At 71.0% G+C, this 15,133-nt stretch carries 15 protein-coding genes; 6 read left to right on the top strand and 9 right to left on the bottom strand.

Features of this window, described 5'->3' with window-relative positions; genetic code table 11:
- Positions 1 to 12: 12 nt before the first annotated feature.
- From HHX40_RS31495 to HHX40_RS31515, 5 genes are all read right to left on the bottom strand, one after another.
- Positions 13 to 285 (bottom strand): hypothetical protein, encoded by a 273-nt coding sequence (locus HHX40_RS31495; RefSeq protein ID WP_396777362.1) that lies wholly within the window; start codon positions 283 to 285, stop codon positions 13 to 15.
- A 65-nt stretch (positions 286 to 350) separates the two neighbouring features.
- Positions 351 to 1,358 carry a conjugal transfer protein gene (locus tag HHX40_RS31500; RefSeq protein ID WP_182875918.1) on the bottom strand — a complete coding sequence of 336 codons (1,008 nt, stop codon included), beginning with the start codon at positions 1,356 to 1,358 and terminating at the stop codon, positions 351 to 353.
- Between the two features lie 371 nt (positions 1,359 to 1,729).
- Positions 1,730 to 2,470 (bottom strand): hypothetical protein, encoded by a 741-nt coding sequence (locus HHX40_RS31505; protein ID WP_167521631.1) that lies wholly within the window; start codon positions 2,468 to 2,470, stop codon positions 1,730 to 1,732.
- Between the two features lie 363 nt (positions 2,471 to 2,833).
- Positions 2,834 to 3,577, bottom strand: a complete 744-nt coding sequence (locus HHX40_RS31510; protein ID WP_138462773.1) for a group II truncated hemoglobin — start codon at positions 3,575 to 3,577, stop codon at positions 2,834 to 2,836.
- An 84-nt stretch (positions 3,578 to 3,661) separates the two neighbouring features.
- A complete protein-coding gene (locus HHX40_RS31515; protein WP_182883481.1) occupies positions 3,662 to 4,615 on the bottom strand; it encodes an oxidoreductase in 954 nt (317 codons plus the stop codon).
- A 55-nt stretch (positions 4,616 to 4,670) separates the two neighbouring features.
- On the opposite strand from HHX40_RS31515, the gene HHX40_RS31520 reads away from it, so the two are divergent.
- A complete protein-coding gene (locus HHX40_RS31520; protein WP_310738370.1) occupies positions 4,671 to 5,066 on the top strand; it encodes a MerR family transcriptional regulator in 396 nt (131 codons plus the stop codon).
- A 17-nt stretch (positions 5,067 to 5,083) separates the two neighbouring features.
- On the opposite strand, the gene ychF is transcribed toward HHX40_RS31520, so the two are convergent.
- Positions 5,084 to 6,172 (bottom strand): redox-regulated ATPase YchF, encoded by a 1,089-nt coding sequence (gene ychF, locus HHX40_RS31525; protein WP_182883483.1) that lies wholly within the window; start codon positions 6,170 to 6,172, stop codon positions 5,084 to 5,086.
- An 89-nt stretch (positions 6,173 to 6,261) separates the two neighbouring features.
- Here ychF and HHX40_RS31530 point away from each other — a divergent pair, with 89 nt between their 5' ends.
- Together HHX40_RS31530 and HHX40_RS31535 are read left to right on the top strand one after the other, a co-directional pair.
- Positions 6,262 to 7,584, top strand: coding sequence for a DNA recombination protein RmuC (locus HHX40_RS31530; protein WP_220499794.1), 1,323 nt, complete (start codon positions 6,262 to 6,264; stop codon positions 7,582 to 7,584).
- Positions 7,585 to 7,594: 10 nt separating this feature from the next.
- On the top strand, positions 7,595 to 8,152 hold the full coding sequence (locus HHX40_RS31535; RefSeq protein WP_182883485.1) for a DUF6542 domain-containing protein: 558 nt from the start codon (positions 7,595 to 7,597) through the stop codon (positions 8,150 to 8,152).
- 47 nt (positions 8,153 to 8,199) lie between these two features.
- Here HHX40_RS31535 and HHX40_RS31540 read toward each other — a convergent pair whose 3' ends face one another.
- On the bottom strand, positions 8,200 to 9,165 hold the full coding sequence (locus HHX40_RS31540; protein ID WP_182883486.1) for a 4-hydroxy-3-methylbut-2-enyl diphosphate reductase: 966 nt from the start codon (positions 9,163 to 9,165) through the stop codon (positions 8,200 to 8,202).
- 130 nt (positions 9,166 to 9,295) lie between these two features.
- Here HHX40_RS31540 and HHX40_RS31545 point away from each other — a divergent pair, with 130 nt between their 5' ends.
- Both HHX40_RS31545 and xseA read left to right on the top strand, forming a co-directional pair.
- Positions 9,296 to 10,591, top strand: a complete 1,296-nt coding sequence (locus tag HHX40_RS31545) for a hypothetical protein (protein WP_182883487.1) — start codon at positions 9,296 to 9,298, stop codon at positions 10,589 to 10,591.
- A gap of 279 nt (positions 10,592 to 10,870) precedes the next feature.
- Complete coding sequence (gene xseA, locus HHX40_RS31550; RefSeq protein ID WP_182883488.1) at positions 10,871 to 12,088, top strand: exodeoxyribonuclease VII large subunit; 1,218 nt, start codon at positions 10,871 to 10,873, stop codon at positions 12,086 to 12,088.
- Positions 12,089 to 12,116: 28 nt separating this feature from the next.
- Here xseA and asnB read toward each other — a convergent pair whose 3' ends face one another.
- Positions 12,117 to 13,958, bottom strand: a complete 1,842-nt coding sequence (asnB, locus tag HHX40_RS31555; protein ID WP_182883489.1) for an asparagine synthase (glutamine-hydrolyzing) — start codon at positions 13,956 to 13,958, stop codon at positions 12,117 to 12,119.
- Between the two features lie 136 nt (positions 13,959 to 14,094).
- Between asnB and HHX40_RS31560 the strand changes: the two genes are divergently transcribed.
- A complete protein-coding gene (locus HHX40_RS31560; protein WP_117408373.1) occupies positions 14,095 to 14,376 on the top strand; it encodes an exodeoxyribonuclease VII small subunit in 282 nt (93 codons plus the stop codon).
- A 194-nt stretch (positions 14,377 to 14,570) separates the two neighbouring features.
- Here HHX40_RS31560 and HHX40_RS31565 read toward each other — a convergent pair whose 3' ends face one another.
- Entirely contained in the window at positions 14,571 to 15,113 is a 543-nt protein-coding gene (locus HHX40_RS31565) for a DUF4245 domain-containing protein (protein ID WP_182875928.1), read from the bottom strand.
- Between the last annotated feature and the right edge of the window lie 20 nt (positions 15,114 to 15,133).

Consider the following 15,133-nt stretch of genomic DNA (forward strand, 5'->3'; position numbering starts at 1 on the left):
CTCTCCGCCCGATCACTTGATCCCGAGCGCGCCCGCGATGGCCTTCGCTGTCACCTCGATGATGTTGGGAACGTAGAAGATCACGCCGATCGCGATCGCCAGGATGATGAACTGCACGAACCTGGTGATCTCACGGGTGAAGAGGAAGAAGATCGCCACGACGGAGACGACCGCGAGGAACAGCGGGGCGAAGAACTTCCTGAGGAATTCGGCGAGACCTTCGGTGTTGATGCCCGTCACCGGCGCCGGCGACGGTGCGGCGAGATCAAGGAAATGATCCGCGATGGTCTTCACAATCAACTCTCGCCCTCCCGGGGGTATGGATCAGCGATGTCTGTGCCGGGCATGCGCTACCCCACGGACCGGTTCGCACCCTGGATGTCCTTGACGAACCACTTGCCGCCCTGCTTCTCGATCGTCAGCTCGTAGGCCTGTTCGAGGCCTCCCGGCTCGCCCGCCGGGTCCTGGGACGGACTCGGCGCCGCCGCGTCCCCGGAGGCCACTGCCCACACCACCACCGCGGTCACCTTCCTGCTGTCGGCGCCACCCGGTGGCACGGACACCTTCTTCAGCTCGGCGAAGGCGAACCTGCCGTTGAAGCCCTCGATCGTCACGCCGTTCGCGACGTACCGCTGCAGATCCACCTGGTTGCCCGCGGCGTACGCCTTGAAGAAGCCTTCGAGCTGGGGACGCAGTTCGGCCTCGGTGGCGGAGTCGCTGTCGGGTTCGGCAAGCTGCGGCAGACCGGCCGGGCCGGGGTCGGGCAGCAGGGCGGGTTGCGCCGACACCACGAACCTGCCGCCGTCGTAGTAAACCGGCACGGACAGCAGGCCACGGGCGTCCCCGGACTGGTACGACACGCTCACCCGGGCGTTGTGGTCGTCGATCACGTCGATTCCCGCGTACTGGAAGGCGCCGGCGGACATGCGCCCGTAGCCGTTCCAGCCGAACTGCGCGTCGGCGCCCTCCGGCAGGAACGCCTTCAGCCGTTCCGCACGCTGCTGGGGGTTGGCCGCGTCGTAGTTGAGGTAGACCGCCGCGAACTGGTCCGCGAAGGCCGCAGCCCGCGTCGTCGGGAAGGCGGACGTGACCGTTTCGGCCGGAGTGGTGCCGGTGCCGGTGTCCTGCATGGAGCGCTCGAACAGCGCCCGGACCCCGTTGACCACGATCACGATGATCAGGGCCCAGAGGATCGCGCGTCCGGCCCAGACGAGCCAGCGGCCTCCACCGCCGCTCCATCCTCTGCGCCGGGGGGCCGTGCCGTGAGCGGCGATCGACCGGTCGAGGCCCTCCGGAGGGTACGGCTCAGGGTCGCCAGCGATCCGAGGATCCTGCTGGACGTCTGACCTGCGAGCCATCACGCCTCCGCTCGCGCCGATCCATCCGGCTGGCGCGGTTTCCTCTTGCTCTCGTTCCGGTTAGCCGCATTGAAGTATTCACCCTAGCGGTCTAGCCAATTCTTCCAGGTAAGCCACGCCCATGGTGCAAGCATCGCCGCGAGCGAGCAAACCAGGTCTACATCGCGTTGTGAGGTGCCACGTCTATCCACTCTGTGGAAAAGCGCGTTATGCCTGGCCAGCGGGGTCGGCGATTACCTAACCGCCACCTATTGGTGTCTTCACAGCCTGGAGAGATGGCGATGCGGACGTACCACCCGGAGCCGGCCCCGCACGCGAGGGTCCCGCACGCGGCACGTGCGGGACCCTCTCCGATCGGTCGTACGCGCTCGTCACTGGCAGGACGAGGACGAGGAAGACGCCTCGCTCTCCGTCCCGAGGCTCGACTCACCGGAGGTGGACGACTCCACCGACGACTCGACGGACGACTCCTGGGACGACTCCAGTGACGACTCGGGCGAGGACGGGAGCGAGGACGACTCGCTCGGCAGCTGCGCCATCGCGTCGCTCGCCAGCTGCTCGATGCGCTTCTGGGCGCTGGCGGCCTCGTCCCTGATGCGCTGCATGGCGCTGCCGGCCTCCGCGTTGATGTCGGCCCGCGCCTGCTCCATCGTGCCGCTCAGGCCGCCCATGCTGCTCAGGCCGCTCAGGCTTGAGCCGCGCCACTCGCGCGAGAACGACGAGCTCGGGAACTGCTCGCGTACGGTGATCGAGAGGCTTGAGGGCCGGGCGGCCACGATCGGAGCGGCCATCGGAATCTCGGACATCGGGATCTCGGACATCGGAATGCCCGCCGGCAGGGCGGACGTGGAGATCGCCTGCGGCATCGCCGCCAGGGTGGCGGGCAGTTCCGGCACGGCGATCGTGGAGATGGCCGGCACCTCGGCGACCGTGCTCAGCGAGGGCTCCAGGACGGTGGTGTAGGCCAGCGAGCGCGCCGATCCACCCGGCACCCTTTCCTGCGGCGAGATCGTGGCGGCGGAGGCCGCGCCGCTCGCCAGAGCGACCCCTCCGGCCGTGAACGTCGCGGCGATGATCGCCGAGAGAGCGAGCTGTCCGGACTTGCGATGCATGGTCCCTCCTTGGGCCCGTATCGGGTCGCGCAGGTCGAGCCACCTGGGCTTTCCCTGACTCCCGAATTGCGCCGCGGGCGCCTCCCTCTCCCGGACCAAACCGGCATACCGCCCGAAATGGGATCGATTACTGAAAGGGAGGATTCACCTGACGAGTTGCCGCCCAACGGCCTCAATTCGATGCTCAATGGAACGTCCCGAGGGCGTCCAGAGCACTTGATACAAGCGTTTCCGCAGGCCATGGAGGATCTGACCGATGGGAGAACCGCGGCGGATGTTACCGCCACGCGTCTTGGGACCTCCTTGTACGGAAGGGGACGCTGAGGTGAGGAGACGGATGGCCAGGCCCGCCCGGCCCGGGGTTCAGGCCTGGTAGGGCGGCATGACGCCCCAGCCCCAGCGCGGCACCGGCTCCTCGCCCGGCGGTGTGACGCCCGGCTGTGAGAAGTGGACGGCCAGGCGGGTTCCCCACTCGACGTAACCCGCGAACGCCGCCCTGAACTCCGGGTCCGCGGGCAGCCCGACCTCGTCGGCCGCGTCCATGAGCAGACTCACCCACCTGCGGCGCTGCTGCTCCGTGATGCCCTTGCCGAGGTGGTGGGAGACCATGTGCGAGTGGCCGCCGCGCTCCTCGCTGTAGCGGGCCGGGCCGCCGAAGACCTCGCCGAGCCACATCGCCACGTACGCGGGGTGACGGGCGTCCATGTGCGCGAAGAGCGGCCCGACCAGGTCGTCGTCCTTGACCCGCCCGTAGAACGCCTCGGTCAGCCGGTCCAGCGCCTGCGCGCCCCCGGCCCACTCGAACAGCGTGGGCTCGGTCTTCTCGATCACCTTCTCGTAGTGTCGCATCTCCTCGATGTCCGACACGTACGGTTTGATCTCGGCGAAGAACTCGCGGAAGTGCTCACTGCCGCGGAAGCCTTCGAGGTGGTCACGGGCCGAGGTCCAGATGATCCGCAGGATGTAGCACGCGGGCTCGTCCACGCAACGGGACAGTTCGTAGTCGAGGCACTGCGGCGCCCGCCCGAGCGGCACGACGGCGCGCCGGTAGGCGGCCTCGAACTCCTCCCCGTCGGCGACCCGGTACCGGATGTATTCGACGATCACCAACCCACCCCTTTGTAATTATGTAATCAGCGCCAAGCTACCCGCCTCCAGGGAAACGATCAATGTAAACCGCGGTCGAAGGGCTCAGCGGATGTGGTCGAGGCCGGTCAGGCCGGCCGAGAGCGCCCAGAGACGGGCCGCCTCGTCGTCGTCCGCCGGGCCTTCCCCGGTGACGCGGCAGTCGGCGCAGTAGGCACCGCCGTGTCCGTCGAGCTCGCGGGCCGTGGCGGCCCAGACCGGTGTCGCCGCACCCTGCTCGGGCGTCCTGAACAGACCGGGCGCCGCGTTGCCCTCGGCGTCGATCCAGCCGGCGGCGACCATCTCGCCGTCCGTCAGGTGCCGCTGGAGCGGAGTGCGGATCCAGCCGGGGTTGACCGAGAACGCGTGGACTCCGTACGGCCCGCCCAGCCGATCCAGGTGACGGGCGAACAGGATGTTCGCGAGCTTCGACTGGGCGTAGGCGGCCCACTTGTCGTAGCCGCGGGTGAACTGCGGGTCGTCCCACCGGATGCGCCAGTCCGCGCCGTACCCGGAGGAGACCGAGACGACCCGGGCCGCACCGGCGGCCGTGAGGGCGGGCCACACCAGGTGCGTCAGCGCGTAGTGGCCGAGGTGGTTGACGGCGAACTGCGCCTCCCAGCCGGGCCCCACCCGGGTCTCGGGGCAGGCCATGATCCCGGCGGCGGCGATCAGGATGTCGAGGGTGGCCCTCCGGCGCAGGAACCGTTCGGCGAACGCCCGTACGGAATCCAGGTCGGCGAGGTCGAGCCGCTCGACCTCGGCCCTCTCGACGCCCGCCAGTGCCTGCCGCGCCGTCTCGGGCCGGCGGGCCGGGACGACGACGCGCGCCCCGGCCCCGGCGAGCGCGCGGGTGGCCGCGAGACCCACGCCGGAGTACCCGCCGGTGACGACCGCGGTCCTGCCGGTCAGGTCGATCCCGGCGAGAACCTCGCCCGCCGTACTGGCGGCGCCGAAGGCGCCCCGTCCCGTGTCCCGCCCGGGGTCCCGCCCTGTGTCAGCTGTCGTGTCGCTGGTCATGACGCGGACGCTAGGTGTTAGACCGAGGTCTAGGTCAACCGGTTACGATCACCGCGTGACGGCTGAGGTCCTTCATATCGGCGAGGTGGCCAGGCGCACCGGCCTGAGCGTGCACACGCTGCGGCTGTACGAGCGTGAAGGGCTGCTCGCGGGCGAGGTGCTGCGCGACGAGGCCGGCCGGCGGGTCTACAGCGCCTGGGATGTCGAGTGGCTGGGCAACTGCGTGAAGTTCCGCGCCTCGGGCATGCCGCTGGCGGTGATCGGCCGGCTGGCCCGGCTCGTGCGCGAGGGCACCGGCAACGAAGCGGAACGACTCGAGGTGCTGCGCGAACACCGCCGCCACGTCGCCGAGCGGATCGCGCAGTTGCAGGACTGTCTCGACCTCGTCGACGGCAAAGTGGCCGCGTACGAACGGCACCTCGCCGCCGACGGCGTCGGAGAGCCCTGGTAACAGCAGCCGAAGCCGGCTCAGACGTTGAAGCGGAACTCCACGACGTCGCCGTCGCGCATGACGTAGTCCTTGCCCTCGATGCGTGCCTTGCCCGCGGCCCTGGCGGCGGTCATCGAGCCCGCCTCGACCAGGTCGGCGAACGAGATGACCTCGGCCTTGATGAACCCGCGCTGGAAGTCGGTGTGGATGACCCCGGCGGCCTCGGGCGCGGTGGCGCCCTTGCGGATCGTCCAGGCCCGCGCCTCCTTGGGCCCGGCCGTCAGGTAGGTCTGCAGGCCCAGCGTCTCGAACCCGACCCGGGCGAGCTGGGCGAGACCCGACTCCTCCTGGCCGACGGACTGCAGCAGCTCCAGCGCCTCGTCGTCGGGCAGCTCCACCAGCTCCGACTCGATCTTGGCGTCGAGGAACACGGCCTCGGCCGGGGCCACCAGCGCCGAGAGCTTGGCGCGCAGGTCGTCGTCGGTCAGCTCGTCCGCGTCGAGGTTGAAGACGTACAGGAACGGCTTGGCCGTGAGGAGGTGCAGCTCACGCAGGTCGGCGAGGTCGATGCCGGCGCCCTTGCCCCCGGCGTACAGGGTCGTGCCGGTGTCGAGGAGCTTCGCCGCGGCCTCGGCCGCCTCCAGCAGGACCTTGCGGTCCTTGTTGGTGCGCGCCTCCTTCTGCAGGCGGGGCACCGCCTTCTCGATCGTCTGCAGGTCGGCGAGGATCAGCTCGGTGTTGATGGTCTCGATGTCGCGCTGCGGCGACACCTCGCCGTCCACGTGGGTCACGTCGGGGTCGGAGAAGACCCGGATCACCTGGCAGATCGCGTCGGTCTCGCGGATGTTGGCGAGGAACTGGTTGCCCCGGCCCTGTCCCTCGGACGCGCCCTTGACCAGGCCCGCGATGTCCACGAACTCTACCTTGGCGGGCAGGATGCGGGCGGAGTTGTAGATCTCCCCCAGCGTCTCCAGACGCGCGTCCGGGACGCCCACGATGCCCACGTTCGGCTCGATCGTGGCGAACGGGTAGTTGGCCGCCAGGGCGTTCCCGCTCTTGGTCAGCGCGTTGAAAAGCGTGGACTTACCGACGTTGGGCAGGCCGACGATGCCGATGCTCAGGCTCACGTACCACGAGTTTAGGGGCCTCGGCGGGTGCGCCGGACATCGGCGGCCCCGGCCCCCCTCCTGGGCGCGCCTCCCCGTTTGGCATGCCAATGCCTGAAATCATCCAGACCGTGGATGTCGTGGCTCTCGTACTGGGACTCGCCGTCGGCCTGGTGACCGGTCTGGCGCTCGCCGGGATGCGAACCGCGGGCCGTACGGCCGAGACCGCCGCCAGGGTGGCGGAGGCCGAGGCGAGGACGCGGGCGGCGGAGGACAAGGTCGCCTACGTCGAGAACCAGCTCACCGAGCGCTTCCAGGCCATCTCCGCGCACGCCCTCGATGTCGCCAACCTGCGCTTCCTCGAACTGGCCGAGAACCGGCTCAACACGACGAGAGCGGAGGCGGCCGGCGACCTCGACCAGCGCCGTCAGGCGGTCGAGAACCTCGTCGCGCCGCTCCGGGAGACGCTCGCCAAGGTGGAGAGCCAGCTCAGGGAGAGCGAGTCGGGCGCCCGTGCCGCCCGGGCCGAGCTGAGCAAACAGATGGAGTTCGTACGGGAGAGCTCCGAACGGCTGAAGGCCCAGACGGACGCGCTGGTGCGGGCGCTCCAGCGGCCGGAGGCCCGGGGGCGCTGGGGAGAGCTGCAGCTCCGGCGCGTGGCGGAGATCGCCGGGATGGCGCGGTTCTGCGACTTCGACGAACAGGTGAGCGCCGTCACCCGTGACGGGCTGGTCCGTCCCGACATGGTCGTACGGCTCAGCGGCGGCAAGAACGTCGTCGTGGACGCGAAGGTGTCACTCGCGGCCTACCTGGAGGCGGCCGAGACCGCCGATCCCTCCTTCGCCTCGACCCGGCTCGACGCGCACGCGCGGCACCTGCGCGAGCACGTGGACCGGTTGGCGGCCAAGTCGTACTGGCAGGCCTTCAGCCCCTCGCCCGAGTTCGTGGTCCTGTTCATCCCCGGCGAGGCCTTCCTCGCGCCGGCGCTGGAGCGCGATCCCGGGTTACTGGAGTACGCGATGCGGCGGCGCGTGCACATCGCCACCCCGACGACGCTCGTGACGATGCTGCGCACCGCGCAGTACGCCTGGCAGCAGGCGGCGGTCAGCGAGAACGCCAAGGCGGTGTTCGACCTGGGCAAGGAGCTGTACGACCGGCTCGGCGGCCTCGGGCGGCACGTGGACTCCCTGGGCAGGGCGCTCACCCGGGCGGTCACCGCGTACAACCAGACGGTCGGCAGCCTGGAGAGCCGCGTCCTGGTCAGTGCGCGGAGGATGAACGACCTCGGTCTCGTGGACTACTCGCTCGACGCCCCGGCGGCGGTGGAGGAGGTCCCCCGGCCGGTCGCCATCCCCGAACTCGAAGGTGAAGAGCGGGTAAGCTCCCCTCCCCCGCATCGTCAGAACGGTAAATTGGCGCGAGACTTGTCGTGAGGGGGGCCCGATGACAGGCACCGGTCGAGCCGGGCTGCGGCTGACCGCTCGGGGGGCGATCGTCATGCTCTTCGTGATCACCGTGGTGGGTCTCCTGCCGAAGCTGCCCGGGCCCGCGTTCGTGGCCGGCTGCCTCGCGGCCGTCCTGCTCGTGCGGCCCCGCGACCTGCTGCCGCTGGTGGTGACGCCCCCGCTGGTCTTCTTCCTCGCGGCCCTGCTGGTGGAGCTGCTGCGGTCGCTCGGGTCCGGTTCGATGCTCCCGACGTTCGGGCTCGGCATGTTCACCACGCTGTCGTCGGCCGCCCCGTGGCTGTTCGCCGGCTCGGCGCTGGCGCTGGGCGTCGCCTGGGTGCGCGGCCTGCCCGCCAACCTCAGGGAACTGCGTACGGGCACCGTGCCCGAACCCGCCGGCGTGAAGGTCGGCGGCGCGGGGCTCGGCGGCGCGAAGGCCGGCGCGGCCCGCGCCGCCACGCCCGGCCGCGCCCGCAGGGGCCGCGGCCAGGCCTTCGACCCCGAGCCAGAGGGCTACTTCGAACCCCGCGTGTACGGTAAGGCGGCCGACGAGTAGGCCGTTCGCACGGCCGGTCGTCCGTGTGGGACCTCAGGCAGGCGCGTCTACCCGGCGCGCAGGTCGCGGCGCAGTTCGTGGGGCAGGGCGAAACGCATGCTCTCCTGCACCGACTCGACCTCCTCGACGTCGGCGAAGCCGAGGCCGGCGAGCTTGGCGAGCACGCCCTGCACCAGCTCCTCCGGCACCGACGCGCCGCTGGTGAGGCCGACCGTGCGGACGCCCTCCAGCCACTCCTCCCGTACGAAGGAGGCGTCGTCGACGAGGTAGGAGGCGGCGGCGCCGTAGTCCTTGGCGACCTCGACCAGCCGCTTGGAGTTGGACGAGTTGGCCGAGCCGACGACGATGACCAGGTCGGACTCCGCGGCGATCTGCTTCACGGCCGTCTGGCGGTTGGAGGTGGCGTAGCAGATGTCGTCGCTCGGCGGGTCGATGAGGTTCGGGAAACGCGTACGCAGCCGGGCGACGGTCTCGGTGGTCTCGTCCACCGACAGGGTCGTCTGGGAGAGCCAGACCACCTTCTCCGGGTCACGGACGGACACCTCGCCGACGCCGTCGAGGCCGTCGACGAGCTGGATGTGCTCGGGGGCCTCACCGGCGGTGCCCTCGACCTCCTCGTGCCCCTCGTGCCCGATGAGCAGGATGTCGTAGTCCTTGGCCGCGAACCTCTTGGCCTCGTTGTGCACCTTCGTGACCAGCGGGCACGTGGCGTCGATGGTCTTCAGCCGGCGGCCGGCGGCCTCCTCGTGGACGGCGGGGGCGACGCCGTGGGCGGAGAACACGACGATCGCGCCCTCGGGGACCTCCTCGGTCTCCTCCACGAAGACGGCGCCGCGCTCCTCCAGCGTCTTCACGACGTGGGTGTTGTGCACGATCTGCTTGCGTACGTAGACGGGCGCGCCGTACTGCTCCAGCGCCCGCTCCACCGCCTGCACCGCGCGGTCGACTCCCGCGCAGTAGCCGCGGGGCTTGGCGACCAGGACACGGCGGTTCGCTGAGGTCTGCACGTCCATGTTCCTATGCTATGTGGAACGCGAGCCGCCTCTTGACCCTGGTCTTGCGAGACTGGGTGTATCTATACACATCTCCCCGGGAGCCGAAATGTCCTTCCTTAGGGCTATAACAAAACCTCTACGCGACGCAATGGAGAGCCGGGAGCGGCTGCGGGATCTGCCCGTGCTCATGCTCCAGACCGCTCTGAACGGAGTCGGTCAGGCGCTGCTCATCGGCGACAAGGTCAGGTCGCGGATCGTGCGCCTCGTCGTCGGCGAGGAGGAGCGTTCCGAGAAGACCGAGGCCCCGGACACCGCCACCCGCGACGAGGAGACCTCGGCGGAACCGGCCGCGCGCAGGGAGCCCGTCATCTTCGCGCCCCGCCCAAGCAAGGCTGAGCGGGACGGCGAGAAGACGGCCGCGAGCGCCCCGGCTCCCGCTGCCGCTCCCACTGCCGCTCCTGCGCCCGCTCCGGCCGAGACGGAAGCGGTGCCGGCCCCCGAGGCGAAGGTCCAGGAGTCCCTCGGCACACCCAAGCCCGAGACGGCACCCGAGACGGCGCCCGAGGCCGTGACACCGGAGACCCCGGCCGCCGAGGCCCCCGCCACCGAGACCACCGCCGAGACCGCGCAGGTCACGGAGGCTCCGCAGCCAGCGGAGGCCACGGAGGCCGAGCCCGCCGCCCAGACGACAGAGCCCGCGGAGACCGCACAGGACACTGAGACCGCAGCGGAGACGGCGACGGCTGAGGCGCCGGGCGAAGAGGCGGCCGAGGCCGCCGCGCCCAAGCCCGCCAGAACCCGCAGGAAGGCCGCCGCGAAGACCCCGAAGAGCGCCGCCGAGGAGGCAGCCGCGACCCCGGAGGCCACGCCCGCCACCCAGCCCGCCGCCGACACCGCCGCCGACACCGCCGCCGAGGCCGCGCCGGTGGCTCCTGCGAAGAAGCCGCGCACCCGCCGCAAGCCCGCCGCGGCGGCCACCACCGAGGCCCCCACCACCGAGGCCCCCACCACCGAGACCGCAGCGGAGACGGCGACGGCTGAGGCGCCGGGCGGAGAGACGGCTGAGGCCGTCGCACCCAAGCCCGCCAGAACCCGCAGGAAGACCGCCGCGAAGACCCCGCAGAGCGCCACCGAAGAGGCAGCCGCGACACCGGAGGCCACGCCCGCCACCCAGCCCGCCGCCGCGACCGGCACCGAACCCGCCGCCGAGACCGGCACCGAAGCGGCCGCCGGGGAGACCGCCGTGAGCGAGGGCGGGGGTGAGCAGGCCGAGCCGATGCCGGGTTACGCCAACCTCACCATCGCGTCGCTGCGGTCGAGGCTGCGCGGCAAGTCGGCCGAGCAGGTGCACGCGCTCCTCGACTACGAGAAGGCGCACACGAACCGTCCCGAGGTGGTCCGCATGTTCCAGAACCGGCTGTCGAAGCTCCAGTCCGAGTCCTGACACCGGCCGCGGCCGGAGCACCGGCGGCGCCTGAGTGCCGATCGTGTCCTGAGCACCGGCGAGGTCCGGCCCGGCCCCGCCGGGCCGCGGGATCGTCGGGGCGCGGGACTGTCGGGACGCGGGATCTCGGGACGCGGGATCTCGGGACGCGGGATTGTCGGGCGCTGCGGCTAGCCTGCAGGTGCTGCACGGCGAGCGTACGGTGAGCGATGACCGTGGGCGAAGACCGTAAGCGATGACCGTGGGCGATGGTCACCGGGCTCGGGCGAGGAGGACTGGTTGAGCGCGAAGACGTCTCCGGAGGCGCCCCTGCCGATCAGGTCGGTGCTGCAGATGGTCGCCCAGTGGATCGGCAAGCTGGGCACCGTCTGGGTCGAAGGGCAGATCACCGAGCTGACGGCACGTGGCGGCACCGTCTTCCTGACCCTGCGCGACCCGGTGGCGAACGTCTCGGCGCGGGTCACCTGCGCCCGGGGCGTCTACGAGGCCAGCGTGCCGCGCCCGGTGGACGGCGCACGTGTGGTGGTGCACGTCAAGCCGGACTTCTGGGTCAACAGAGGATCGTTCGCCTTCACCGCCCTGGAGATCCGCCCGGTGGGGATCGGCGAGCTGCTGGCCCGGCTGGAACGGCTGCGGCAGGTGCTGGCGGGCGAGGGCCTGTTCAACGTGGACCGGAAGAGACGGCTGCCGTTCCTGCCGGGGACGGTCGGGCTCGTCTGCGGGCGCGACTCCGCCGCCGAGCGTGACGTGCTGGAGAACGCCCGCCGCCGCTGGCCCGCCGTCCGGTTCCGGGTGGAGCAGGTCGCCGTGCAGGGGCCGTACGCGGTGGGCGAGGTGACCGAGGCGCTGCGCAGGCTGGACGCCGACCCCGAGGTCGACGTGATCGTCATCGCCAGGGGCGGCGGCTCCCTGGAGGACCTGCTGCCCTTCTCGGACGAGTCGCTGGTGCGGGCCGTGGCGGCCTGCCGTACGCCCGTGGTGAGCGCGATCGGCCACGAGCAGGACAGCCCCTTGCTGGATCTCGTGGCCGACGTGCGCGCCTCGACCCCCACGGACGCGGCCAAGAAGGTCGTGCCCGACGTGGGCGAGCAGCTCACCCTGGTCCACCAGCTGAGGGACCGGGGCCGCCGGGTGCTGCGCGGCTGGGTCGAGCGGGAGCTGTCCTGGCTTGAGTCCGTACGCTCGCGGCCGTCGCTCGCCGATCCGGTTCGGGAGCTCGACCGGCGGGCCGAGCAGGTCGACGCGCTGCGCGAACGGTCCCGGCGGTGTCTTTCCGCGTCCCTGGACCGCTCGGCCGACTCGCTCGAACACCTCAGGGCCCGGCTCGTGACGCTCTCCCCCGCCGCGACCCTGGAACGCGGCTACGCCATCGCGCAGCGCCCGTCGGGTGAGGTCGTCCGCCTGGCGGCCGACGTCAAGCCGGGAGACGAGCTCACCATCCGCTTCTCCGACGACCGCGTCACGGTGACCGCCGACCCCGACGCCCCGCCCGCCTGACGGCCCGCCCCTGACCGTCCTTCCGGTGTCAGAGGGCGAGCCGGACGCCGTACGCGTCGAGCCAGGCGTTCACCTGGAGCAGCCCTTCGAGGGCCGTACGGGAGCCCTGGAGGCTGACGGCGCCCACCGGCTGGTCGAGGATGCTCCGCACCTTGCCGATGTCGAGCAGGCAGCCGATGGCCGGCTCTCCGCTCAGCAGGTCGGCCACGGCGGCGCGCAGCGCGTGCTCGTACGCCGGATCCTGGGTGGAGGGGTAGGGCACCTTGCGCCGTTCGACCACCGAGCGGGGCAGCACGTCGGCCGTCGCGGCGCGCAGCAGGCTCTTCTCGTGGCCGTCGAAGGTCTTCATGGCCCAGGGGGCGTTGAAGACGTACTCGACCAGGCGGTGGTCGCAGAACGGCACGCGGACCTCCAGCCCCACGGCCATGCTCATGCGGTCCTTGCGGTCCAGCAGGATCTGCACGAAGCGGGTCAGGTGCAGGTAGCTGATCTCCCGCATCCGCCTCTGCAGCCCGGTCTCCCCCGGCAGCCGCGGCACCTCGGCCAGCGCCCGCTGGTAGCTGTCGGCGCGGTAGGCCGGGACGTCGAGCTTGCTCAGCAGTTCCTCGTTCAGGAACTCGCCCCTGGTGGTCAGGCCGGTCTGGTTCTGTGTGGCGAGCCACGGGAAGGTGTGCGCGCCGACCGCCGCGGGGTCGTGGAACCACCGGTATCCGCCGAACACCTCGTCGGCGGACTCCCCTGACAGCGCGACCGTCGAGCGCTCCCTGATCGCCTTGAAGAGCAGGTAGAGCGAGGTGTCCATGTCGCCGATGCCGAGCGGGACGTCCCTCGCGCGCAGCACTGCCGCGCGCACGGCCGGGTCCATGAGGTCGGCCGAGTCCAGCACGATGTCCGTGTGGTCGGCGCCCACGTGCCGCACCACGTCGTGCACGTACGGCGTGTCGGGGGTGTCGCGCATGTCGTCGGGCTGGAAGTTCTCGGTGTAGCCGCTGAAGTCGACCGAGAACGACCGCACCGTGCCCCGGCCGTGCAGCGCGCGGGCCGCGAGGGCGGTGACCGCGCTGGAGTCGAGGCCGCCGGACAGCAGCGTGCACAGCGGCACGTCGGAGATGAGCTGCCGCGCGACGATGTCGTCGAGCAGTTCGCGGATGGTCCGGATGGTCGTCGGCAGGTCGTCGGTGTGCTCGCGGGCCTCCAGCTCCCAGTAACGGCGCTTGCTCAGCCCCTCGCGGCGCACCTTGACCACCTGACCGGGCCGCACCTCGTGCATGCCGCGGAAGACCGCGCTCTCCGGGGTCTTCACGAAGGCGAGGATCTCCCGCAGTCCGTCGGCGTCGACGACCCGCTCGGCGAGCGGGTTGGCCAGGATCGCCTTCGGCTCCGAGCCGAACAGCACCCCGTCGGGCGTCGGGTAGTAGTACAGCGGCTTGATGCCCATGCGGTCGCGCATGAGCAGCAGTTCCTCGCGCCGGGTGTCCCAGATCGCGAAGGCGTACATGCCGTTGAGCCGGGAGACGAAGTCGTCGCCCCACTCGAGGTACGCCCGCAGGACGACCTCGGTGTCGCTCCTGGTCCGGAAGGTGTGGCCGAGCCGTAGGAGCTCGTCGCGCAGCTCCCGGAAGTTGTAGACCTCGCCGCTGTAGGTGAGGGCGGCCAGGACCTCGCCGCCGGCTTCGGCGGTCATCGGCTGGCGGCCGCCCTCGATGTCGATGATGGCGAGCCGCCGGTGGCCGAACGCGACGTGCGGGGCGAACCAGGCCCCCTCGGCGTCCGGCCCCCGGCACGCCATCGTGTCCGTCATCGCCTGGACGGTCTGCCGCTCCTCCCGGAGATCGCGTCCGTAGTCCGCCCAGCCACTGATTCCGCACATGGAGATGACCCCCCGGTTCATCACTCCCGCAGATGGTTAGTACACCTAAGCAACGGTCCAATCAGCACTTTTATGCCCAAATCGGGCATCGCTATGAGGCCGCGAAGTGTCGGTCCCGGCCTCTAAGGTGGAGGGCGTGAGCGAGGACAGGCAAACTCCCCCGCAGGACGGACCGGCTTCCGCGCAGGACGGGCAGACCCCGTCGTACGAGCAGGCCCGCGAGCAGCTGACCGACGTGGTGCGGCGACTGGAGAACGGCGGGCTCACGCTGGAGCAGTCGATCGAGCTGTGGGAGCGCGGCGAGAGGCTGGCCGCCGTCTGCGAGGAGTGGCTCCAGGGCGCGCGCGCCAAGCTGGCCGCCGCGATGGCCCAGCGGCAGGAGCCCCAGCCGAACGGACCGGAGGACGCCCCCTTCTGACACCGGGCGGGGGCCGCGGCCACCGGCCGTCCCGACCGGCGGACGTGGTGACGGCGTCATCTGACGCCGGGCGAGGGCTGTGACCAGCGGCCGTCCCGACCGGCGCACGTTATGACGGCGTCAGCGGTCGCGGCACCAGGCGTGCCAGAGGGCGGCGAGCCGCCGGCCGGTACGCCTCCGGGCGAGATGCGCGGTCAGCCGGACGCGGGCGTCGGCGAGGGCTGCGGGGTGAGCGTGCGGACGAGGGCGCTCAGTTCCTCCCACCCGGCCGTCCCCGTGACGACCACCGCGTGATCGGGGAGAACGCGGACCAGCGACCGCTGGTTCTTGTCCGGCCGCACCCGCTCCTCCCAGGTCACACCGTCGATCTGGCGGCTCCCGCCGGGCTTGTCGGTGTTGGTCATGCGGTTGACGAACCCCGCGACCGGACGTTCGTCGCTCTGGGCGACCATGGCGTGCTCCCGCTCACCGGTGGCGAATCCCAGCCGCCACGTCACGACGCCGCCGTCCTGGGTCAGCCGGGAGCTGTTGGGCACCCAGTTCGCCGGGACCTGCCTCGGCGCCACGACCTCGTACGGCGCCGCTCGGACCGCGTTGGCCTGGTCGATGCCGTACTGCACCCGCGGAATGTGCTCGGTGCGGCTCTGCGGCGTGACGAGCAGGAACAACCCGACGCCGGCGAGGCAGACGAGGAGCGCGAACGCGTAACCGAAGAAGCCCTGGGTGAATCGTCCCACGTCACGCCAGATTAGCCACC

The organism is Microbispora sp. H10949 (assembly GCF_014161435.1).
In the GTDB taxonomy this organism is placed as follows: Bacteria; Actinomycetota; Actinomycetes; order Streptosporangiales; family Streptosporangiaceae; genus Microbispora; species Microbispora triticiradicis.